The 21,875-nt window shown below is 73.3% G+C and carries 22 protein-coding genes and 1 pseudogene; 11 read left to right on the top strand and 12 right to left on the bottom strand.

Annotated elements, in window-relative coordinates; genetic code table 11:
• Positions 1–9: 9 nt before the first annotated feature.
• The 6 genes and pseudogenes from EAO70_RS26040 to EAO70_RS26065 form a co-directional block, all read left to right on the top strand.
• A pseudogene (locus EAO70_RS26040) lies at positions 10–315 on the top strand (urease subunit beta); the annotation flags it as partial.
• A gap of 109 nt (positions 316–424) precedes the next feature.
• On the top strand, positions 425–2,146 hold the full coding sequence (locus EAO70_RS26045; protein WP_148005158.1) for an urease subunit alpha: 1,722 nt from the start codon (positions 425–427) through the stop codon (positions 2,144–2,146).
• A complete protein-coding gene (locus tag EAO70_RS26050; protein ID WP_148005159.1) occupies positions 2,146–2,811 on the top strand; it encodes an urease accessory protein UreF in 666 nt (221 codons plus the stop codon). Before EAO70_RS26045 ends, EAO70_RS26050 begins: the two co-directional genes overlap by 1 nt.
• A gap of 16 nt (positions 2,812–2,827) precedes the next feature.
• The gene (gene ureG, locus EAO70_RS26055) at positions 2,828–3,505 is read left to right on the top strand and encodes an urease accessory protein UreG (protein WP_148005160.1); all 678 of its coding nucleotides are present in this window, start codon (positions 2,828–2,830) and stop codon (positions 3,503–3,505) included.
• Entirely contained in the window at positions 3,502–4,245 is a 744-nt protein-coding gene (locus EAO70_RS26060) for an urease accessory protein UreD (RefSeq protein ID WP_148005367.1), read from the top strand. The genes ureG and EAO70_RS26060 overlap by 4 nt, the downstream gene beginning before the upstream one ends.
• Before the next feature lie 206 nt (positions 4,246–4,451).
• Complete coding sequence (locus EAO70_RS26065) at positions 4,452–6,017, top strand: alpha/beta hydrolase (RefSeq protein WP_148005368.1); 1,566 nt, start codon at positions 4,452–4,454, stop codon at positions 6,015–6,017.
• Positions 6,018–6,069: 52 nt separating this feature from the next.
• On the opposite strand, the gene EAO70_RS26070 is transcribed toward EAO70_RS26065, so the two are convergent.
• Both EAO70_RS26070 and EAO70_RS26075 read right to left on the bottom strand, forming a co-directional pair.
• Positions 6,070–7,107 (bottom strand): NAD-dependent epimerase/dehydratase family protein, encoded by a 1,038-nt coding sequence (locus tag EAO70_RS26070; protein WP_187284021.1) that lies wholly within the window; start codon positions 7,105–7,107, stop codon positions 6,070–6,072.
• A gap of 99 nt (positions 7,108–7,206) precedes the next feature.
• The gene (locus EAO70_RS26075; protein WP_148005161.1) at positions 7,207–7,896 is read right to left on the bottom strand and encodes a lysophospholipid acyltransferase family protein; all 690 of its coding nucleotides are present in this window, start codon (positions 7,894–7,896) and stop codon (positions 7,207–7,209) included.
• An 80-nt stretch (positions 7,897–7,976) separates the two neighbouring features.
• Between EAO70_RS26075 and EAO70_RS26080 the strand changes: the two genes are divergently transcribed.
• Entirely contained in the window at positions 7,977–9,026 is a 1,050-nt protein-coding gene (locus EAO70_RS26080) for a DUF3048 domain-containing protein (protein ID WP_148005162.1), read from the top strand.
• 26 nt (positions 9,027–9,052) lie between these two features.
• On the opposite strand, the gene EAO70_RS26085 is transcribed toward EAO70_RS26080, so the two are convergent.
• The 5 genes from EAO70_RS26085 to EAO70_RS26105 all read right to left on the bottom strand — a co-directional run bounded on the left by EAO70_RS26085 (position 9,053) and on the right by EAO70_RS26105 (position 13,754).
• Positions 9,053–9,265: a hypothetical protein gene (locus tag EAO70_RS26085; protein WP_148005163.1), complete on the bottom strand. Its 213-nt coding sequence runs from the start codon at positions 9,263–9,265 to the stop codon at positions 9,053–9,055.
• Between the two features lie 210 nt (positions 9,266–9,475).
• On the bottom strand, positions 9,476–10,423 hold the full coding sequence (locus EAO70_RS26090; RefSeq protein ID WP_148005164.1) for a cytochrome c oxidase assembly protein: 948 nt from the start codon (positions 10,421–10,423) through the stop codon (positions 9,476–9,478).
• 115 nt (positions 10,424–10,538) lie between these two features.
• Positions 10,539–11,564, bottom strand: a complete 1,026-nt coding sequence (locus EAO70_RS26095; RefSeq protein WP_148005165.1) for a 6-phosphofructokinase — start codon at positions 11,562–11,564, stop codon at positions 10,539–10,541.
• Positions 11,565–11,758: 194 nt separating this feature from the next.
• Positions 11,759–12,487, bottom strand: a complete 729-nt coding sequence (locus EAO70_RS26100; protein WP_148005166.1) for a type 1 glutamine amidotransferase — start codon at positions 12,485–12,487, stop codon at positions 11,759–11,761.
• Positions 12,488–12,506: 19 nt separating this feature from the next.
• A complete protein-coding gene (locus EAO70_RS26105; protein ID WP_148005167.1) occupies positions 12,507–13,754 on the bottom strand; it encodes a Mur ligase family protein in 1,248 nt (415 codons plus the stop codon).
• Between the two features lie 125 nt (positions 13,755–13,879).
• Between EAO70_RS26105 and def the strand changes: the two genes are divergently transcribed.
• On the top strand, positions 13,880–14,440 hold the full coding sequence (def, locus tag EAO70_RS26110) for a peptide deformylase (RefSeq protein WP_148005168.1): 561 nt from the start codon (positions 13,880–13,882) through the stop codon (positions 14,438–14,440).
• Positions 14,441–14,490: 50 nt separating this feature from the next.
• Here the strand turns inward: def and EAO70_RS26115 are convergent, their stop codons facing one another.
• A complete protein-coding gene (locus EAO70_RS26115; protein ID WP_148005169.1) occupies positions 14,491–15,138 on the bottom strand; it encodes a TetR family transcriptional regulator in 648 nt (215 codons plus the stop codon).
• A gap of 161 nt (positions 15,139–15,299) precedes the next feature.
• Here EAO70_RS26115 and EAO70_RS26120 point away from each other — a divergent pair, with 161 nt between their 5' ends.
• Both EAO70_RS26120 and EAO70_RS26125 read left to right on the top strand, forming a co-directional pair.
• Positions 15,300–16,514: an acyl-CoA dehydrogenase family protein gene (locus EAO70_RS26120; RefSeq protein ID WP_148005170.1), complete on the top strand. Its 1,215-nt coding sequence runs from the start codon at positions 15,300–15,302 to the stop codon at positions 16,512–16,514.
• 73 nt (positions 16,515–16,587) lie between these two features.
• Positions 16,588–17,025 carry a DUF6221 family protein gene (locus EAO70_RS26125; RefSeq protein WP_148005171.1) on the top strand — a complete coding sequence of 146 codons (438 nt, stop codon included), beginning with the start codon at positions 16,588–16,590 and terminating at the stop codon, positions 17,023–17,025.
• Positions 17,026–17,068: 43 nt separating this feature from the next.
• On the opposite strand, the gene EAO70_RS26130 is transcribed toward EAO70_RS26125, so the two are convergent.
• The gene (locus EAO70_RS26130) at positions 17,069–17,248 is read right to left on the bottom strand and encodes a hypothetical protein (RefSeq protein ID WP_148005172.1); all 180 of its coding nucleotides are present in this window, start codon (positions 17,246–17,248) and stop codon (positions 17,069–17,071) included.
• Between the two features lie 213 nt (positions 17,249–17,461).
• Entirely contained in the window at positions 17,462–17,929 is a 468-nt protein-coding gene (locus tag EAO70_RS26135) for a VOC family protein (protein ID WP_148005173.1), read from the bottom strand.
• A 141-nt stretch (positions 17,930–18,070) separates the two neighbouring features.
• Between EAO70_RS26135 and EAO70_RS26140 the strand changes: the two genes are divergently transcribed.
• Positions 18,071–19,444: a cytochrome P450 gene (locus EAO70_RS26140; protein ID WP_148005174.1), complete on the top strand. Its 1,374-nt coding sequence runs from the start codon at positions 18,071–18,073 to the stop codon at positions 19,442–19,444.
• 47 nt (positions 19,445–19,491) lie between these two features.
• Here EAO70_RS26140 and EAO70_RS26145 read toward each other — a convergent pair whose 3' ends face one another.
• Together EAO70_RS26145 and EAO70_RS26150 are read right to left on the bottom strand one after the other, a co-directional pair.
• Positions 19,492–20,700, bottom strand: coding sequence for a helix-turn-helix domain-containing protein (locus tag EAO70_RS26145; RefSeq protein WP_148005175.1), 1,209 nt, complete (start codon positions 20,698–20,700; stop codon positions 19,492–19,494).
• 216 nt (positions 20,701–20,916) lie between these two features.
• A complete protein-coding gene (locus tag EAO70_RS26150; protein ID WP_148005176.1) occupies positions 20,917–21,861 on the bottom strand; it encodes a hypothetical protein in 945 nt (314 codons plus the stop codon).
• Positions 21,862–21,875: the final 14 nt, after the last annotated feature.

A 21,875-nucleotide genomic window follows, 5' to 3' on the forward strand; every position in this document is an offset into this window, starting at 1 on the left:
CCGCGCCAGATGATCCCCGGAGAGATCCTGTACGCGGAGGGACCCGTCACCCTCAACGAGGGGCGCCCCGTCACGCGACTGACCGTGCTCAACGCCGCCGACCGGCCCGTCCAGGTCGGCTCCCACTACCACTTCGCCGAGGTCAACCCCGGCCTGGAATTCGACCGCGCGGCCGCGCACGGCCTGCGGCTGCACATCGCCGCCGGCACCGCCGTCCGCTTCGAACCGGGCATCCCGGTCGAGGTCGAACTCGTCCCGCTCGCCGGCCGCCGGATCGTGCCCGGCCTGCGCGGCACGACCGCGGGCCCGCTCGACCGGACCCCCGTCGAAGCGACCCGGACCCCCGGCGTGACGACCCCGGGCGACGGGGCGGCCGAGCCCGCCGGGCAGCCTTTCGAGCCGTCCGAGACCGAAGGAGCCGACCGTGCCTGACCTGCACCGCGCCGTCCACGCCGACCTGTTCGGCCCCACCACCGGCGACCGCATCCGGCTCGCCGACACCGACCTGCTCGTCGAGATCGAGGAGGACCGCTGCGGCGGCCCCGGCCGCGCCGGCGACGAGGCCGTCTTCGGCGGCGGCAAGGTCATCCGCGAGTCGATGGGCCAGGCCCGCACCACCCGGGCCGAGGGCGCCCCCGACACGGTGATCACCGGGGCCGTGGTCATCGACCACTGGGGGATCGTCAAGGCCGACATCGGCATCCGCGACGGCCGGATCACCGCCCTCGGCAAGGCCGGCAACCCCGACACCATGGACGGCGTCCACCCCGACCTCGTGATCGGCCCCGAGACCGAGATCATCGTCGGCAACGGCCGGATCGTCACCGCCGGAGCCGTCGACGCCCACGTCCACTTCATCTCGCCGACCGTCGTCGAGCAGGCCCTCGCCACCGGGGTCACCACCCTCGTCGGCGGCGGCACGGGACCGGCCGAGGGGACCAAGGCGACCACGGTCACCCCCGGCCCCTGGCACACGGCCCGCATGTTCGAGGCGCTCGACACCTTCCCGGTCAACATCGGTCTGCTCGGCAAGGGCAACACCATGTCCCGGGAGGCCATGTACTCCCAACTGCGCGGCGGGGCGCTGGGGTTCAAGATCCACGAGGACTGGGGCGCGACGCCCGCCGTGATCGACGCCTGCCTCGGGGTGTGCGAGGAGACCGGCGCCCAGCTCGCCATCCACACCGACACCCTCAACGAGGCCGGCTTCGTCGGTGACACCCTCGCCGCCATCGCCGGACGGACCGTCCACGCGTACCACACGGAGGGCGCCGGCGGCGGGCACGCGCCCGACATCATCACCGTGGTCTCGGAGCCGTACATCCTGCCCAGCTCCACCAACCCGACCCGGCCGCACACCGTCAACACCATCGAGGAACACCTCGACATGCTGATGGTCTGCCACCACCTCAACCCGGCCGTACCCGAGGACCTCGCCTTCGCGGAGTCCCGGATCCGGCCCTCCACCATCGCCGCCGAGGACGTCCTCCACGACCTCGGCGCCATCTCGATCATCTCCTCCGACTCCCAGGCCATGGGCCGCATCGGCGAGGTGGTCCTGCGCACCTGGCAGACCGCCCACGTCATGAAGAGGCGGCGCGGAGCCCTGCCCGGGGACGGCCGCGCCGACAACCACCGCGCCCGCCGCTACGTCGCCAAGTACACGATCAACCCGGCCGTCGCCCAGGGCATGGACCACCTCATCGGCTCCGTCGAACCCGGGAAGCTCGCCGACCTGGTCCTCTGGGAACCCGCCTTCTTCGGGGTGAAGCCGCTCACCGTCCTCAAGGGCGGACAGATCGCCTACGCGCAGATGGGGGACGCCAACGCCTCCATCCCCACCCCCCAGCCCGTCCTGCCCCGGCCGATGTTCGGCGCGCTCGGGAAGGCCGCCGCGGCCGGCTCGGTCAACTTCGTCGCCCAGGCGGCGATCGAGGACGACATCGCCCAACGACTCGCTCTGCACAAGGAGTTCACTCCGATCGGCAGCACCCGCCGGGTCTCCAAGGCGGACATGAGGGAGAACGACGCGCTGCCCCGGGTCGAGGTCGACGCCGACACCTTCACGGTCACGATCGACGGCGACGCGGTCGAACCCGCACCCGCTGCCGAACTGCCCATGGCCCAGCGTTACTTCCTCTTCTGATGAGCCACCGCGCCGCACTCCTCGTGCTCGCCGACGGGCGGTTCCCCGCCGGCGGGCACGCGCACTCCGGCGGTGCCGAGGCCGCCGTCAGGGCCGGCCGCATCCAGGACGCCGCCGACCTGGAGGCCTTCTGCCGCGGCCGGCTGCACACCACCGGCCTCACCTCCGCCGCCCTCGCCGCCGCGTCGGCCCACGGACTCGACCCGGCCGCACTCGACGCGGCCGCCGACGCCCGTACCCCCTCGCCCGCCCTGCGCGCCGCCGCCCGCCGACTCGGCCGCCAGCTGATGCGGGCCGCCCGCGCCGCCTGGCCCTGCGCCGAACTCGACGCGCTCGCCGCCGCGTTCCCGCGCGGCGCCCACCAGCCGGTCGTCCTCGGCGCCGCCGCCCGCGCCGCCGGGCTCGGCCCCGAGGACGCCGCCCACTGCGTCGCGTACGAGACGGTCGGCGGCCCCGCCACCGCGGTGGTCCGCCTGCTCGGCCTGGACCCCTTCCAGGCCACCGCCGTCCTCGCCCGCCTCGCCCCCGCCATGGACCTGGTCGCCGAGGAGGCGGCGCGCGCCGCCCGGCAGGGGATCGACGCCCTGCCCGCGGCGTCCGCGCCCCTCCTCGACATCACCGCGGAGCAGCACGCCTCCTGGCCCGTCCGCCTCTTCGCCTCCTGACCCCTGGAGCCCTCCCATGCACCTCGATCACGGCCACACCCACCACGGCGCCGTCTCCGCCGACGCCCACCGCCCCGACGGCACCCGCCGCGCCCTGCGCATCGGCCTCGGCGGACCGGTCGGCTCGGGCAAGACCGCCACCGTCGCCGCCCTCTGCCGGCTCCTGCGCGACACCCTCTCCCTCGCCGTCGTCACCAACGACATCTACACCCGCGAGGACGCCGAGTTCCTGCTCCGCAACGCCGTCCTGCCGCCCGAGCGGATCCAGGCCGTGGAGACCGGCGCCTGTCCCCACACCGCCATCCGAGACGACATCTCCGCCAACCTCGAAGCCGTCGAGGAGCTGGAGGACGCCGTGGGACCGCTCGACCTCATCCTCGTCGAGTCCGGCGGCGACAACCTCACCGCCACCTTCTCCAAGGGGCTCGTCGACGCCCAGATCTTCGTCATCGACGTGGCCGGCGGCGACGACATCCCGCGCAAGGGCGGCCCCGGCGTCACCACCGCCGACCTCCTCGTCGTCAACAAGACCGACCTCGCCCCCTATGTGGGCTCCGACCTGGAGCGGATGGCCCGCGACGCCAAGGAGCAGCGCGGCGACCTGCCCGTGGCCTTCACCTCGCTGCGCGCCGAGGGCGGCATCGCCCCGGTCGCCGACTGGGTCAGGGCGCAGCTCGGGGCATGGACCGCGTGAGCCTGCGCGCCACCGCCCGGATCACCGCCGACGCCGACGGCGGCCTGCCTCTGCTCGTCAGCGACGGGCCGCTCGCACTGCGCCGGACCAGGGCCGCCGGCCCGTACACCCGGGTCACCGTCGTCGGGGCGATGAGCGCCCCGCTCGGCGGCGACCGGCTCGCGGTCGAGACCGAGGTACGGGCCGGGGCGCGGCTGCTGGTCGACTCGGCCGCCGCCACCCTCGCCCTGCCGGGCCGGAGCGCCGAGCCGGCCGCGTACGACGTCCGGATCGGCGTCGGCGAGGACGGGGTGCTGCGCTGGCTGCCCGAGCAGGTGGTCTCGGTCCGCGGCTCCGACCTGCGGATGCGGACCGTCGTCGAACTCGCCGCCACGGCCCGGCTGGTGCTCCGGGAGGAGCAGGTCCTCGGCCGCCACGGGGAGCCGCCCGGCACCCTCGTCACGCGCCTCACCGTCCGCCGCGCCGGACGGCCGCTCCTCGACCAGGAGGTGGCCTTCGGGCCGGGCGCGCCGGGCGGCTGGGACGGTGGCGCCGTCCTCGGCGGCCACCGGGCCACCGGTCAACTCCTCGTCGTCGACCCGGCCTTCGAGGTGAAGCCGGTCCACCCGCGGCTGATCGGCGAGCACGCCGCCGTCACCCCGCTCGCCGGGCCCGCGGCCCTGGCCACCGCCGTCGCCCCGGACGCCCTGGCGCTGCGGCGACTTCTTGACGACGCCCTGTCCGAACTCGCCCCGTTCTGAGAGCTTTCAGATGCTCTGCGGGGTTGCGGTGCGGTGTCACCGCTGAGCGGTACACCGTTCACCGGTTATTGGTTCGGCAAAGAAACACGTGTTCGCCCTTTCATCGGGAGGCTCCCGGACGAAAGGATCCCCCGGACAGCCAACACACAGCGCCGCCACGGGGGCCGGCGCTCCTCCTGGGGGAGTACACGTTGAGACGTACGGCAATGCTCGGCTCGGCCGGCACCCTGATAGCGGGCACGCTCGTCGCGGGCGCGCTCGCGGCCCCGGCGGCGAACGCCGACAGCAACCGCCACCTGCGCGACGCCGAGTCGATCGGTGTCGCCGTCGCCGCGGCGCGCGCCGCCCAGGCGGGCATCGACTGGCAGGACTGTCCGGCGGACTGGGGCCTGGAGAAGCCGATCCAGTGCGGCTGGGTCACCGTCCCCGTCGACTACGCCAAGCCCCACGGCAAGAAGATCAAGATCGCGGTCGACCGGATCAACGCCACCGGCACCCCCTCCGAGCGCCAGGGCGCGCTCCTCTACAACCCCGGCGGCCCCGGCGGCTCCGGCCTGCGCTTCCCGCGCCGGGTCACCACCAAGAACGCCATCTGGGCGGGCGCCGCCAAGGCCTACGACTTCGTCGGCTTCGACCCGCGCGGCGTCGGCAAGTCGGCCCCCATCTCCTGCGTCGACCCCGCCGAGTTCGTCAAGGGCCCCAAGCCCGACCCGGTCCCCGACGGCGAGGCCGACAAGCGCGCGCAGCGCAAGCTCGCCGCCGAGTACGCCCGGGGCTGCGCCGAGAAGAGCGGCGACATGCTGCCCTTCATGACCACGCCCAACACCGCCCGCGACCTCGACGTCATCCGCGCCGCCCTCGGCGAGAGGAAGCTCAACTTCGTCGGCGTCTCCTACGGCACCTACCTCGGCGCGGTCTACGGCACCCTCTTCCCCTCCCACGTCCGCCGGATGGTCCTCGACAGCGTCGTGAACCCCTCGACGCGCAAGATCTGGTACGAGGTCAACCTCGACCAGGACATCGCCTTCGAGGGCCGGCTCAAGGACTGGATGACCTGGGTCGCCCAGCACGACGCCACCTACCACCTCGGCGACACCCTCGCCGAGGTCCAGCAGCAGTGGGTGACCCTGCGGGCCGCCGCCAAGAAGGCGCCCCTCGGCGGCAAGGTCGGACCGGCCGAGCTCATCGGCTTCTTCCAGAACGCGCCCTACTACGACTCCATGTGGGCCCCGGTCGCCGAGGCGTGGAGCGCGTACGCCGCGGGCGACCCGCAGCCGCTCATCGACAACGCGGCCTCGGACCCCACCGACACCGCCGGCAACGCCGCCTCGGAGAACGGCAACGCCGTCTACACCGCGGTCGAGTGCGCCGACGCCCCCTGGCCGACCAGCTGGAAGACCTGGGACCGGGACAACAGCCGGCTCCACCGGAAGTACCCCTTCATGACCTGGGCCAACGCATGGATGAACCTGCCGTGCGCCACCTGGTCCGCCCCGCGCCAGCGCCCGACCGAGGTGAAGACCGGCAAGGGCCTGCCGCCGGTGCTCATCGCCCAGTCCGAGCGCGACGCGGCCACCCCGTACGCCGGCGCCGTCGAGCTGCACAAGCGGTTCAAGGGCTCGCGCCTGATCACCGAGCGGGACGCCGGCTCGCACGGCATCACCGGTCTGGTCAACCCGTGCCTCAACACCAAGGTCGAGGCCTACCTGCTGACCGGCAAGCTGGACGCCAGGGACCAGACCTGCGCCCCGCACGCCACCCCGACGCCGTGACCGGCTGACGGCCCGGCGGGGGGAGGGACGGCCGTCCCTCCCCCCGCCCGGTTCACCCCCGCGAGGCCAGCCAGGCGTCCTCCGCCGCGTAGTCGAAGAGGTCCAGCCCGTACTTCGCGAGCCCGGGGAAGGCCTCCCGCCAGTCCCGCCCCGCGACCCGCTCGGTCAGCCACGCGACCGTCTCCGGCAGCGAGTCCGCGTACGACACCACCGGCCGGTACCCCAGCTCCCGCTCCGCCGCCGCCATGCCGTAGACCACGGACCGGGGCGCCGTCCACGGCGTGGCCCCCACGACGTCCGCCGGCGGCGCGCCCTCGATCAGCACCGTCTCGCTCGCGACGCCCATGACCGCGTCGACCGCCGCCCCGATCTCCGCCACGGTGGGCGCCTCCGGGTCCCCGGCGTTGAGCACCCGGCTGCCCGGACGCGCCGCCGCCAGCCGGACGAGCTCCGCGAGGTTGTCCACGTGCACCGGGTGGAACCGGGAAGTCCCGCCGTACGCGAGCGGGCGCACCGTCCGCCCGTCGAGCACCCGCTTCACGAACCACAGTTCGCGCGGACCGGGGGAGTACGGCCCGTGGATCGCGCCCGCCCGCAGCACCGTCGTCGGCAGGACGTCGCCCGCCGCCAGCACCTCCCGCTCCAGCGCCACCTTCCGCGTGCCGTAGGTGCTGTCGCCGGGCGCCACCGTCCGCCAGTCCTCCGGGATCGGCAGCGGATAGTCGGGGAAGCCGTCCGGCCGGTCCTGGGTGTCGAAGCTCCGCCCCCGCTCGTCCTCGTAGACGGCGCCGCTGGACACCACCACCGCCGAACCGATCCGGTCCGCGAGCCCCGTCAGCTGCCGGCCGTGCCCGGCGTCGTACGCCACGACGTCCACCAGCACGTCGCAGCCGTCGCCCAGACCGGCGGCGAGCGCCCCCTCCTCGGTGCGGTCGAGCGCCACCGACCGGACCTCGTCCGGCCACCGCGCGTCCCTGCCGCCGCCCCGCGAGGCGGCCGTCACCTCCCAGCCGTCCGCGGCCAGCGCCCGTACGGCCGCTCGCCCCACCTGTCCCGACCCACCCAGCACGAACACGGTTCCCTTGGTCATGATCGTGACGCTACGGCCGCCGCCCACGGCGGCCCAGGGGTTTGCGCCGAGCGCGGATCCGCTCACAGCGTCCGCCGCCCGGGAACCACCGGCGGCGGCTCAGTCGTCCGTCGGCGGCTCCGCCGCCTTCACGTCGGCCGCGTAGGCGTCCACGTACTCCTGTCCGGACAGTCGGAGGATCTCGTACATGATCTCGTCCGTCACCGCCCGGACCACGGTCCGCTCGCCCGCCGAACCGGCGAAGCGGGAGAAGTCCAGGGGCTCCCCGAACCGGATGGTGACCCGGCGGATCCGCGGCACGACCTTCCCCGGCGGCTGGATCTCGAAGGTCCCCACCATCGCGCAGGGCACCACGGGAACCCCGGCCGTCAGCGCCATCACCGCCACGCCCACCTTCCCCTTGTAGAGCCGGCCGTCGTGCGAGCGCGTCCCCTCCGGGTAGATGCCGAGCAGCTCGTCCCGGTCCAGCACCCCGAGGCCCTCCCGGATCGCCGCCTTGCCGGCCTCCTTGCCCGAGCGGTCGACCGGGATCTGACCGGCCGCCCGGAAGAACGCGGCGGTCAGCCGGCCCTTGATGCCCGGCCCGGTGAAGTACTCCTGCTTCGCCAGGAACGTGATCCGCCGGTCGAGGACCGCCGGCATCAGGAAGTGGTCGGAGAAGGACAGGTGGTTCCCCGCGACGATCGCGGCGCCCTCCTCCGGGACGTGTTCGAGACCCTCGATGCGCGGCCGGAAGAGCAGCCTCAGCAGCGGTCCCAGCAGAACGTACTTCATCAGGTGGTAGAACACTCCGCGACCCCCGTTCCTCGTCCCTCATGCCCGTTGTACGCGCGCGCATGCCCGTGGTCCACTGATGGGGGAGCGCCATCATGACCGGGGAGCGCGGAATCGGACGCCCCGGCCGCGTCCTCACCGCGCTGGTGTGCGCGGTGGCGGCGGCCGGGCTGTACGGCTGCTCCGACGCGGGGCGGCCGGAGCCGGTCCCCACGCCGACGCCCGTGCCCGCCACCACGGCGCCGCCGCCCACGACCGTGCCGCCGCCCGCGACGACACCTCCCGCCGCCTCCGGGCTCTCCCCGTTCACCGGGCTCCCGGCCCGGACCGGACCCGTCCTCGCCGTCAAGATCGACAACGTGGCCGCGGCCCGCCCCCACACCGGACTCGGCGCCGCCGACATCGTCTACGTCGAGCAGGTCGAGGGCGGTGCGACCCGGCTCCTCGCCGTGTACTCCGCCCGCCTCCCCGAGCGCGTCGGCCCCGTCCGCAGCGCCCGCGAGTCCGACGTGGAGCTGCTCGCCGCCTTCGGCCGCCCGGTCCTCGGCTATTCGGGCGCCCAGTCCGCCCTCGCCCCGCTCCTGCGGGCCGCGCCCCTGGACCCCGTCACCGAGGCCACCAGCCCCGGCGCCTTCCGGCGCTCCGCGGACCGGGCCGCCCCGCACAACCTCTACCTGCGCCCCGGGCCGGCCCTCGCCACCGTGGCCGCGCCCCAGGAGGCCCGGGACATCGGCTTCCGCTTCGGCCCCGCCCCGGCCGGCGGCACCGCGGCCCCGGCCGAGACCGTCCGCTACCCGGCCGCCCGCTACACGTTCACCTGGTCCGCCTCCGACCGGACCTGGCGCGTGGCGATGGACGGCCGCCCGGCCCGCGACACCGCCACGGGACCCCTCGCACCGGCCACCGTGGTCGTGCAGCACGTCACCGTCCGCCCCTCCCGCTTCCACGACGTCACCGGCGCGGTCTCCCCGTACACCGAGACCGTCGGGAAGGGCACCGCCGTCGTCCTGCGGGACGGGCGCGCGTACGAGGCCCGCTGGTCCCGGGCGACGGCGGCGTCGGGCACCACGTTCACGACCCCGGACGGCGCGCCGCTGGCCTTCGCCCCGGGTCAGGTCTGGGTGGTCCTCGCACCGCGCGGCTGACCGCGCGGGGCCCCGGCCCGCCGGGCTCAGGGGCTCGCCGGCCCGGGACCGGCCGGCGGGCGGCGGCGCGGACCCGCCACGGCCGCGCTGTCCGACGCGGCCAGACCGATCGTCGCCACGATGAGCACCACCGAGCCGAACCAGAGCCAGCCGCTGCTGCCGAGCGCGACCGTGTACGCGGTCGTGAGCACCACCGCGGCGCAGGTGAGCACCGCCATCGTCTTCGTGCCACCGGACATGAGTCCGCCCTCCTCCCGACCGAGGTCGTGGAAGCCGTCCCGCCCATGGTCACCCCGCGGGAGGGGCGCGCGCTACTCCCCGGACGCTCCGGCGTGCGCCGGACATGCCGCCGGGCCCGGCTCCGGACCCCGTACGAGGTCCCGCGCCGGGCCCGGAAGAGGCCCGCACCGCTCACCGCTCACCGCAAGCGGCTCACCGCACGCCGGGCTTCACCGCCGGGCCTGGAGCGAGGCGAGGTACGCGTTGTACGCCTCCAGCTCCTTGTCCCCGTCCCGGTCGGCGGCCCGGTCCATGCGGACCGCCTGCCGCTGCTCGGAGTGGTACCACTGGTAGACCAGAGCGATCAGCACCAGCACCGACGGGATCTCGCTGAACGCCCAGGCGATGCCGCCCGCCGCGTTCTGGTCGGTGAGCGCGTCGATCCCCAGCGAGGCCGGCGGGTTCTCGTACGCCTTCACCATCGGCTCCGAGGCCATCATCAGCGCGATGCCGAAGAAGGCGTGGAACGGCATGCCCGCGAACAGCTCCAGCATCCGCATCACATAGCCCGGCCGGTGCGGGCCCGGGTCGACGCCCATGATCGGCCAGAAGAACACCACGCCGACCATCAGGAAGTGGACCATCATGCCGATGTGGCCCGGCTTCGACCCCATCAGGAAGTCGAAGAGCGGGGTGAAGTAGAGCCCGTAGAGGCTCGCGATGAACATCGGGATCGTGAAGCCCGGGTGCGTGACCACCTTCATGTACCGGCTGTGCAGCAGCTTCAGGAGCAGCTCGCGCGGCCCGAGCGAGCCCCGGCCCGCCACCGGCAGCGCCCGCAGCGCCAGCGTGATCGGCGCGCCGAGCAGCAGCAGGATCGGCGACAGCATGGAGATCACCATGTGCTGCACCATGTGCACGCTGAACATGACCATGCCGTAGTCGTTCAGCCCGGTGCACATGACGAGCGCGATCGTCAGCACGCCGACGGTGAAGAACACCGTCCGGCTCACCGGCCAGGCGTCCCCGCGGCCCCGCAGCCGCGCCACGCCCCAGCCGTACAGGCCGAGCGCCGCGAGGCAGCCGATCAGGAAGAACAGGTCGGGAGAGAACTCCAGCCCCCGTCCCAGCGTGAACGGCGGCAGATCCGTGGTCATGCCGTGCCCGCTGTGATCCATCGTGTGCACTCCTGGAGCCCGATTCGCGCTTGTTGTCCGCACCAGACTAGAACCGCCCCCGGCCGCGACTGCGACCGGGGGCGGTGTCGTACGAGCGCGTCCGCGCGCGTATGCGTCAGATCACGCACTCGGCCTCGGCGTAGCGGTCGGCGGGGACCGTCTTGAGGCTCTCCACGGCCTGGGCCAGCGGAACCATGGTGATGTCCGTGCCGCGCAGGGCCGTCAGCATGCCGAACTCGCCGCGATGGGCGGCCTCGACCGCGTGCCAGCCGAAGCGGGTCGCGAGGACCCGGTCGTACGCGGTGGGGGTGCCGCCGCGCTGGACGTGGCCCAGGATCACGGGGCGGGCCTCCTTGCCGAGGCGCCCCTCCAGCTCCACCGAGAGCTGGTTGGCGATCCCGGTGAACCGCTCGTGGCCGTAGATGTCCGTGCCCGCGGTCTTGAAGTCCATCGAGCCCTCACGCGGCTTCGCGCCCTCGGCGACGACCACGATCGCGAACCGCTTCCCGGCCTCGAAGCGTTCGCCGACCCGGGCGGTCAGCTCGTCGATGTCGAAGGGGCGCTCGGGGACGACCACGGCGTGTGCGCCGGCGGCCATGCCGGAGTGCAGCGCTATCCAGCCGGTGTGACGGCCCATGACCTCGACGACCAGGACGCGCTGGTGCGACTCGGCGGTGGTCTTGAGCCGGTCGAGGGCCTCGGTGGCGACGGTCACGGCGGTGTCGAAGCCGAAGGTCACGTCGGTGGAGGCGATGTCGTTGTCGATCGTCTTGGGGACGCCGACGATCGGGAGGCCCGCCTCGGAGAGCAGGTTCGCGGCCTTGAGCGTGCCCTCGCCGCCGATCGGGATGATCGCGTCGAGCCCGAGGTCCGCCACATGGCCGCGGGCGCGCTCGACGCCGTCGACCAGGTGCGCGGGCTGGACCCGCGAGGAGCCGAGGATGGTGCCGCCGCGGGCCAGGATGCCGCCGACCGCCTCGAGGTCGAGCTTGCGGTAGTCGCACTCCAGCAGGCCCTTCCACCCGTCGTGGAAACCGATGACCTCGTCGCCGTGGTCGACGACGGCGCGGTGCACGACGGAACGGATGACAGCGTTCAGACCGGGGCAGTCTCCGCCGGAGGTGAGCACGCCAATGCGCATAGCCCGAAAACCTTTGCAACGTGGGCCGACTCCCGGACCACGTCGTCCGGCTGGATCCCCGCCACCCTATCGGTGCAGGGTGGCGGGGCCGAACCGGATGTCCGCACAGTGGACAACGTACGTTCGTACGAGAGGCCGCCGGCGCGGTGCGCGACTGTCCTTCCCGGCCCGTCCGGCGCGGGCCGTGCGATCCGCTACGCGGGCTGCGTGGCGGCCGCGATGCGCTCGGCGCGCAGCGCCTCGTACCAGCGGTCGTCCGTCGGGGGCAGCGCGTTCACGTCGAGGGCCAGCTTCAGGAGCAGGTCCGCGATCTGCGGGTTGCGGGCCATGACGGGGCCGTGCATGTACGTACCGAAGACGGTGTCGTTGTACGCGCCCTCGGTGCCGTCGCCGGTCCCGTTGCCCTTGCCGAACACCGTCCGCGCGAACGGCCGGGCGGTCGGGCCGAGATGGGTGATGCCCTGGTGGTTCTCGAACCCGGTCAGCTGGGGCAGGTTGAGGCGCGGGTCGATGTCCCCGAGGACGTCGCCGACGCAGCGGGCGCCCTCGCCGCGGGTCGTGGTGACGTCGAGCAGGCCCAGGCCCGGCTGTCGCTCGCCGACGTCGTTGACGAACTCGTGCCCCAGGATCTGGTATCCGGCGCAGACCGAGAAGATGATCGCGCCGTTCGAGGCGGCCCGGGACAGGCCGCCGTCCCGGAGCAGCCGGTCGGCCGCGAGCCGCTGCGGGCGGTCCTCGCCGCCGCCGATCAGGTAGATGTCGCCCGAGGTCGGCACCGGCTGGTCGCTGCGGACGTCGACGCGCTCGACGCTGAGGCGGCGCTGTTCGGCACGGCGCTGGACGACGAGCACGTTGCCCTGGTCGCCGTAGGTGCTGAGCAGGTCCGGGTAGACCCAGACCAGGCGCAGGCTGCTGTCACTCATGCTGCAAGTCCTCTACGGGTCAGTTGCCGACGCGGCGGCGGACGTCCTGGAAGGCGGTGTAGTTGGCGATCAGCTCGATCTGCCCGGGCGGGGCCATCGCGACGGCCTCGTCCAGCGTCTCGCAGACGCGGAAGTCCACACCCGCGACCTCCAGGCGGACCGCGAGGTCCAGACGGCGGTCGCCGATCACCATGATCGGGTGGCCGGCGAGGCGGCCGTAGTCCACGTCCCACAGCCAGGAGGTGTCCGTGCCGTCGGCGCCGCGGGCGTTGACGGAGAGGATCACCGGGGCCGGCGGCCCGTCGATGAGGGAGAACGTCTCCAGCCAGCCGGCCGGGTTCTTGGCGAGCAGCAGACGCAGCTCGCGGCCCTGGAAGGACACCACGTCGTAGCGTCCGGCGACGGCCTGCACCGCGTACATGCGCTCCAGCGCGACCTGCGGCGGCACGCCGAAGACGGCGGCGACGGCGGCCGAGGTCGCGGCGTTCGCCTTGTTGGCGCGGCCGGGCAGCTGGAGCCGGATCGGCCAGGCGGAGCCGTGCGGGTCGAGCACGTGGTCGCCGCTGAGCGCCCAGCTCGGGGCGGGGCGGCGGAAGCCGCACTCGCCGCAGAACCAGTCGTCGCCCGGGCGCTGCATCACACCGCCGCAGGAGGGGCACGACCAGGCGTCGTCCTTCCACTCCTGGCCCGCGGCGACCCACACCACGTTCGGCGAGGAGGAGGCGGCCCACACGATGAGCGGGTCGTCGGCGTTCGCGACGACGACGGCCTTCGTCCCGTTGAGACCCTCGCGCCACTTCTCGGCGAGCATCCGGGTCTCGGCGGCGCGGTCGAGCTGGTCGCGGGAGAGGTTGAGCAGGGCGATCACCTTGGGCGTGGTGTCGCGGGCGACGCCGGCCAGGTACTTCTCGTCGACCTCGATGACGCCGTACTTCGACTCCGAGCCGCCGGCCAGCGCCGAGGTGATGCCCGCGGGCATGTTGGCGCCGAGGGCGTTCGACACGACCGGGCCGGCGGCGCGCAGGGCCTCCGCGATCAGCCGGGTCGTGGTGGTCTTGCCGTTCGTCGCGGACACCAGGACGACGTCCAGATGCTGGGCGAGCCGGCCGAGGAGGTCGGGGTCGAGCTTCAGCGCCACCTTGCCGCCGATCACCGATCCGCTGCCGCGCCCCGCCGCACGCGACACCGCGGCCGCGGCCCTGCCCGCCGTCACGGCCAGCTTGGCGCGCGGCGACAGCGGCTCTGGATTACCGGGGTGTCCTGACATCGTTCTTGTTCCTCCTTGCGTCGGTCCGGGCTCAGCCTATCGAGATCCGGCCAGCAGCCCGAACAGCGGCACCGTGGTGAGACACCCGAAACAGCCAGGTCACGGCGGACCGTACCCTTACCGCCATGCGAAACCGCCCCATCCCCGGCAGTTCCGGCCTGGTCCGAGCGATGACTCTGCTCGGCGACCCCGTCCTGCACACGCCCTGCGCGCCCGTCACCGACTTCGGGCCCGAACTCGCCCGGCTCGTCGAGGACATGTTCGCCACGATGTACGCGGCGAACGGCGTCGGTCTGGCGGCGAACCAGGTGGGCGTGGGCCTGCGGGTCTTCGTGTACGACTGCCCGGACGACGAGGAGACCCGTCACCTGGGACATCTCGTGAACCCGCGCCTGGTCGAGGCGGACGGCGACGTCGTGCGGGGCCCCGAGGGCTGCCTCTCCCTGCCGGGCCTGGAAGCCCCGACGCCCCGTTACGACCGGGCGATGGTCGAGGGGGTGCGGCTGGACGGGACGCCGGTACGGGTGGAGGGCACGGGATTCTTCGCCCGCTGCCTCCAGCACGAGGCCGACCACCTGGACGGCGGGGTCTACGCGGACCACGTCACGGGGTGGCGCAAGTCACGTCTGGTCCGCGCGGTCCGCAAGCAGCCGTGGGGCGGCGGCGCCGGGGTGCTGGAGGCCTGAGGACCGGAGCCCGCCCGGCCCGCGGGGCCCGGCGCGTCGCGCCCCCGGCCCTAGAACCCCGGGCCGCCGGGGCGGTCGGACGCCTGGGCGAGGCGGCCCCAGAGGAGGTCGGCCAGACTGCGTACGAGTTCGGCGCGCGAGCAGGGGCGCTCGCCGAGCCACCAGTCCCCGGCCGCGTGCATCATGCCGACGATCCCGTGCCCCCAGATCCGGGCCTGGACCTCGGCGCCCGGGCCCAGGTCGATGCGCTCGGCGATGACCTGGCCGAGCTCCTCGCCCATGCGCCGCAGGAGCGGGGCGGAGTGGCGGCCGACGTCGAAGCCCTGCTCGGTCTGGTGGGAGTCCTCGGCGGGGTGCATGAGGAAGCGGTACACCTGGGGCATCGCCTCGATCGAGGCGAGGTAGGTGTCGAGGGTGGACTCGACGCGGCGGCGACGGTCGGACGGCGCGTCGAGCGCGGCCCGCAGGGCGGCGAGGAGGGCGTCCGTGTGGCGGATGGCGAGCGCGCGGTAGAGACCGCCCTTGTCGCCGAAGTGGCGGTAGAGGATCGGCTTGGTGATGCCGGCCTCCGCCGCGATCGCGTTCATGGAGGCCTTGGGGCCGTCCCGGAGCACCACCCGGTCCGCCGCCTCCAGCAGTTCGCGTCGCCGCTGCTCGGCGGGCGTCTGCTGGTCGGTGGTCCGGTGTGCGATGTCCATGTGCGTGTCTCCCCGCCCGTGCGATTCGTGAGGCTGTCGCAACGTAACACCCGGCCGGTGTCCGGTGCCGGTCGGCCGAACCGCTCCACCGCAGGTTGACAGCCCATACCGACCGGTAACAGACTGGTGTTACCGCAAGTAACGTACAGCTGGGAGGGAATATGGGCGAGTTCACGCTCGAACTCAACGATGACCAGAAGCAGGTCCGCGACTGGCTCCACGGCTTCGCCGCCGACGTGATGCGCCCCGCGGCCGCCGAATGGGACGAGCGTGAGGAGACTCCCTGGCCGATCATCCAGGAAGCGGCGAAGATCGGCATCTACTCGCTCGACTTCTACGCCCAGCAGTTCTTCGACCCGACCGGTCTCGGCATCCCCATGGCCATGGAGGAGCTCTTCTGGGGAGACGCCGGCATCGCCCTCTCCATCGTCGGCACCGGCCTCGCCGCCGTCGGCGTCCTCGCCAACGGCACCGAGGAGCAGATCGGCACCTGGGTCCCGCAGATGTACGGCGACGCCAACGACGTCAAGGTCGCCGCGTTCTGCTCGTCCGAGCCCGACGCCGGATCGGACGTCGCCTCCATGCGCACCCGCGCGGTGTACGACCAGGCCACCGACGAGTGGGTGCTCAACGGCACCAAGACCTGGGCCACCAACGGCGGCATCGCCAACGTCCACGTCGTCGTCGCGGTCGTCGACCCGGAGCTCGGCTCCAAGGGCCACGCCTCCTTCATCGTGCCCCCGAACACCCCCGGCCTCTCCCAGGGGCAGAAGTTCCAGAAGCACGGCATCCGCGCCTCCCACACCGCCGAGGTCGTCCTGGAGGACGTCCGCGTCCCCGGCCACTGCCTCCTCGGCGGCAAGGAGAAGCTGGACGAGCGGCTGGCCCGGGCCCGGGAGAGGGCGAAGACCGGCGGCGAGCGGGTGAAGAACGCCGCCATGGCCACCTTCGAGGCCTCCCGCCCCGCGGTAGGCGCCATGGCCGTCGGCACGGCCCGTGCCGCGTACGAGGTCGCCCTCGACTACGCGAAGACCCGCGTCCAGTTCGGCCGCCCGATCATCGAGAACCAGGGCGTCGCCTTCCAGCTCGCCGACATGGCCACCCAGATCGACGCCGCCCGCCTCCTGGTCTGGCGCGCCTCCTGGATGGCGACCGCCGGCCGGCCCTTCACGGCTGCCGAGGGCTCCATGTCCAAGCTGTACGCGAGCGAGGTCGCCAAGAGCGTCACGGCCCAGGCGATCCAGATCCTCGGCGGCAACGGCTACACCCGCGAGTACCCGGTGGAGCGCATGCACCGCGACGCGGCCATCTACACCATCTTCGAGGGCACCAGCGAGATCCAGCGCATGGTGATCAGCCGGGCCATCGCCAAGTAGCCCGCGGAACGCCCCCGGTGGGCGGGCGGCCGCTCGTACAGTGGGGCCATCCGCACGCCACCCGGAGGGTCCCGTGGACGAACTGATCGCCTTCCTCACGGCTCGCTACGACGAGGAGACCGCGGCCGCGGCGCGGCTCGGCGCCGCCGGGGAGGGTCTCCACCCGTGGGAGATCGTCCGGGAGGAGTCCGGGGACGGCGGCGGCCGCGCGTACCTGCGGGTCGCCCGGGCGCGCGTCCTGACGGAGGTCCTCGCGAAGCGGCAGCTGCTCGCGGCCTCGGCCGCCACCTGCCCGCCCGCGTGCGGCCGGGACGGCGCGCACGTGTTCGAGGGAGCGTGCGGGCTGCGCTGGATGGGACCGGTCGAGGCGGACGCGGACGGCCGGCACTGGGTCCGCGACGACACGGGCGCCCGGTTCACGGCCCCGCCGGTGACACCGGAGTGGACCCTGCGCGTCCTGGCCCTGCCCTACGCCGGACACCCCGGCTACCGCCAGGAGTGGCAGGCCTGATCCGTCACCTTCGGACCGCCCCCCCCGGCCCGCGAGGGGGCCTTCAGGCGGCGAGCCCCTGCTCCGTCTGTGTCGCCTCGGCCCACGCGGCCACGAGTACCTGATAGATCCGCTGCTCGTCGGCGGTCAGTGCGCGGCGCTGTTCACCGGCGCGCGCCCACAGGGTGCGGATGGCGTCGTTCAGGGCTTCGGGGCTCGGGGTCTCTCTGCGGCGATCGGACATGGATACAAGGCTAGGCCCCGGAAGCGGTGACCCGTGCACCATTCGAGCGTGCGTTCCGCCACGCCCCGGCACCGGAAGGCCCCGTTCCGGCGGTCCGGGACCGTCCCTGGGCCGCTCGGAGGCCGGTTCACGGCACCGGGGAGCGGCGCGGTGGCGTCGGTCACGTCAGGTGTGCCGCGCCCGCCGCGCGTCCCGCCCGCCCGCAGTGATGCGTCACACGAGGCAGAACTCGTTGCCCTCGGGATCCTGGAGGACCACCGCGTAGTAGTCCATGCCGTTCGGCTCGTCCATCGTGTAGAGGATCGTCGCGCCGAGCGCCGTGAGCCGCGCCACCTCGCCGTCCACCCGCTCCCTGCGCACCGCGAGCGGGACCCCGCGGCCGCCCCCGACCTTCAGGTCCAGGTGCACGCGGTTCTTGACGGTCTTCGGCTCCGGGACGCGCTGGAACCAGACCCGGGGGCCGGTGCCGCCCGGGTCCACGATGGACTCCGGGAGTTCCCCCGCCTCCCCGCCCAGTTCGTCCTCGGGGACGCCGATCGCCTCCCAGTACGCCCGCCAGGTGGCATGGCCCTCCGGCGGCGGATCGGGCACGTAGCGCAGGGCCTCCAGCCAGAAGGGCACCAGCCGTTGCGGGTCGGCGCAGTCGATGGTGAGTTGCAGGGTCATCTCGGGTCGCTCCATGCGGCGAGCCTCCCAGACGGCACTGACAGCCGCCCGGTTCGAGCCGATCGGCCGGATTCGGCCCGCCGTTCGAGCATCCCTACCGGTGAGTCACCCGCTGCGGCACAATCACCCGTCAGGCGACGATCGAGGGGAACGTTCATGGCCACCACCACCGGTACCGCGGCACCCGAACTCACCGGACTCCCGCTGCTCGGCTCCATGCTCGACCTCAAGAACGACTCCCTGGGCACCTTCCTCCGCGCCCGCCGCGACCACGGCGACGTCGTGCGGATCTCCGCCGGCCCGCCCGGGCTCCGCGCCACCGTCTACGGCGTCTTCTCCGCCGAGGGCGCGCAGCAGGTCCTCGCCGGCGAGTCGGCCAACTTCCGCAAGGACAACGCCTTCTACCAGGAGGTCCGCGAGTCCTTCGGCAACGGACTGCTCACCAGCCAGGACGAGGACTACCGCCGCCAGCGCCGGCTCGTCCAGCCGCTCTTCACCCGCCGCCGCGTCGACGGCTACGCCGCCGCCATCGCCGCCGAGGTCACCACCCTCGCAGAGGAGTGGCGGCAGGCCGACGCCGGCACCGTCGACGTCCTCCAGGACATGGCCCGCCTGGCCCTGCGCGCCGTCGCCCGCATCCTCTTCGGCACCGACGTCGACGCCGCCGTCGAGATCGTCGAGAAGAACTTCCCCGACGTCGGCGCCTACGTGCTGCGCCGCGGCTACTCCCCGGTCAACGTCCCCCGCGACTGGCCCACCCCGGGCAACCGCCGCGCCGCCGCCGTCCACCGCGCGCTCTACGAGGTCTGCGACCGCATCATCGCCGAGCGCCGAAGCTCCGGCGGGGCCCCCGGCGACGGCCAGGACCTGCTGACCCTCCTCGTCGAGGCCGAGAGCGCCGAGGACGGCAGCTTCGACGCGACCGAACTGCGCGAGCAGGTCCTCGTCTTCCTGCTCGCCGGCCACGAGACCACCGCCACCTCGCTCGGCTTCGCCCTCCACCTGCTGGCCCTCCACCCGGAGGAGCGGAAGCGGGCCCACGAGGAGGTCGACCGGGTGTTGGCCGGCCGGGCCCCCGGCGCCGGGGACCTCGACGCGCTGCCGTACGTCACCCGGGTCCTGAAGGAGGCCATGCGGCTCTTCCCGGCCGCTCCGGTCATCGGCCGCCGGGCCGTCGCCGCCACCGTCGTCGGCGGCGTCGCGATCCCGGCCGGCGCGGACGTCATCGTCGCCCCCTGGGTCACCCACCGGCACCCGGACTACTGGGAGGACGCGGAGCGCTTCGACCCCGACCGCTTCACGCCCGAGGCGGAGGCCGCCCGCCCGCGCTACGCCTGGTTCCCCTTCGGCGGGGGCCCGCGGGCCTGCATCGGCCAGCACTTCTCGATGCTGGAGTCGGTGATCGCGCTGGCGATGCTCCTCCAGCGCTACGACCTGGAGGCCGTCGACACCGTGGTGCCGGTCGCGCCCGCCATCACCCTCCAGGCGGCGGGCCCGGCCCGCTGCCGCCTCACACCCAGGAACCCCTGAGGGACCCCACGGACCGGCCCGGGCCGCGGGAACGCCCGCGGCCCGGTTCAGTCCCTGCGCCGGCCGCCCAGATGGAGCGCGCGCAGCGCCGCTTCGAGGGCGAAGCGGTGGTCGGGGTCGAGGAGCCGGTCGCCGAAGTGGCCGTCCAGGTTCCGCAGCCGGTAGCGGACCGTCTGGGCGTGTACGCCGAGGAGTTCGCCGACCTGCTCGGCCGGCGCCCGGGTGGAGACGTGGACCCGCAGGGTCTCGATCAGCCGGTCGCGCCGGGTGCCGGACAGCTCGTCGAGCGGGGCGAGTTCACGCCGGGCCAGCTGGTCCACCAGGGCCGTGTCCGTGAGCAGCCACAACGTTGTCAGGTGCTCCTCGCAGTGCACCAGCGGCGCGTCGGCGACCACGCCCTCGTCGATGAGCTGGAGGACCCGGCGCGCCCAGCGGATCGAGTGGGCGGCCTGCGCCGGCGGCACGGTCAGGCCGACGACCGCCGACGTGCCCGCCAGGGCGGAGCCGAGCATCGCCAGGCGGTCGGCGGTGAGCGGGCCGGGGATGAGCAGGTACGGCTGGGGGAGGGTGAGGTCGGCGAGGACGTCCCGGTCCAGCCCCGCCTGGACGAGTTCGGCGAGCGGCGGCCGCAGCGCGACCAGCGTGCACTCCTCGGGGAGCTCCCAGGAGGCGTCCCGGCACAGCTCGGCGATCGTCGCCCGCGGCAGCGGCGGCCCGGCGACGACGAGATGGAGTAACTGTCTTCGCAGCGCGGCCACATCGGACACCGCGCGGGTCTGCACCATGACGTAGCCCTCGCGCGACAGGGCCTCCAGCTCGTCGACGTAGGCGAAGAGGGCGTCCGCGAAGGCGAGGATCAGGGTGGGGGAGAGGTTGTACGTACGGCCGATGATCTTGGCGCGGCGCAGGGCGACGCGGGCGCCGAGGCGGTAGGCGCCCAGTAACGTGTCGAGGTCGCGGCCCTCGTAGGCCTCGACCCGGCCGAACTTGCGGAGCAGTTCGTCGCGGAGGGCCGAGTCGGTGGCGGGGTCGGCGACCCGCTCCACGAAGGCGGCGAGCGCCTGCTCCACGCCCTGGCGGATGGCGTCCGAGTGCGGCCCGTTGAACAGGTGGGCGTACACGGGGTAGGTCCGCTGGACCTCCATGCCGATCTCCTTGATGAGGCCGGGTATCTCCGGCCTCATCAGGGCGGCGAACTCCCTGGGGAGCGGTTCGAGCGGTTCACCGATGTCCGGCGACTGGGTGATTGCGGGCATGAACCGATCCCTTGCTCTCCTACGCGACCGGTGGGGGAGCGACGGTGCGGAGCCCAGCCTGGCGTGGTGGGCGCCGCCTTGGTCGTCAGGTGCGTACCAACGTGATCTGCTGAAGCTAGGTCACCTGCTGTGTGCTGTACACACGTTGCGCAAGAGTTGGCGTGCCTGAGGGGTACGCGCTTACCTAGTAGGCCGGGAATCGACCATGGATGGCTGTTACCGCACGGCCGAGTGCCAGTTGCGGGAGAGGGTCTTGCCGGCGTCGGGGGCGGCGAGACCGGGGGCGAAGAGGCCCGTCAGGTGGGTCTGGGTGTTGTTGAGGGTGAGGCTGTTCTTGCCGGCGGCGGAGGGCAGCCCCGTCTTGAGGTTGACGGCGGCGTCGATGAGGCCGAACCAGCCGAGGCCGCAGCCGCTGGCGCCGGGGACGGCGAAGGTGGTGTCGCTCTGGGTGGAGCCGAGGATGTTGAGGCGGCTCATGTCGCCCTCCTCGTTCGCGGAGCCGTCGCCGTTGAAGCGCTCGACGCCGAAGTCGGGCGAGGTGAGGTTGCTCGGGCGCAGGATGATCGGGTTGGCCTTCGTCCCGATGTAGCAGTTGCTTCCGAGGAACGGGTTCTCCAGGCGGATGCGGACCGGGATGGAGACGATCGGCTTGTCGGTGAGGACGCCCGCGATCTGGTCGAAGTCCGAGGGCGTGCCGACCGACTCCATGGTGGCGGTGATCTTGTTGAGCTTGGCGTCCGTGAGCTGACGGCAGATGTCGGAGATGAACGGGATGTCACTGGGACACATCAGCCCGAGGAGGCCGCCCGGGACGTTGGCCGGGGCGGCGATCAGCGCGCCGCCGGCCGGGGCCGCGACGGTGCTGGTGCCGTCCGCGTTCTGGACGACGCCGATCTGCAGGTTGGTGCTCCCCGTGGGCACGGTGGTCTTGCCCAGCTTGATGGAGCCGCTGAGGGAGTACGACACGACGCACTGCGGCGAGGTGTCGAGTCCGTCGGAGGCGAGCATCGCCGCCGCGTCGACGGGGCAGCGGTTGGACGGTGCCCAGCCGCCGTTCAGCTGGGGGTTGGCGGCCGTCGCCGAGCCGATGGAGGCGAGGGCGCCGAGCGCGGTCAGGGCCGCGAGGGTGGCGAGGCGGGTGCGGGAGGAGACGAGGGGCATGGCGATGCCTTTCG

This window comes from Streptomyces sp. adm13(2018) (genome assembly GCF_008042145.1).
GTDB lineage: Bacteria > Actinomycetota > Actinomycetes > Streptomycetales > Streptomycetaceae > Streptomyces.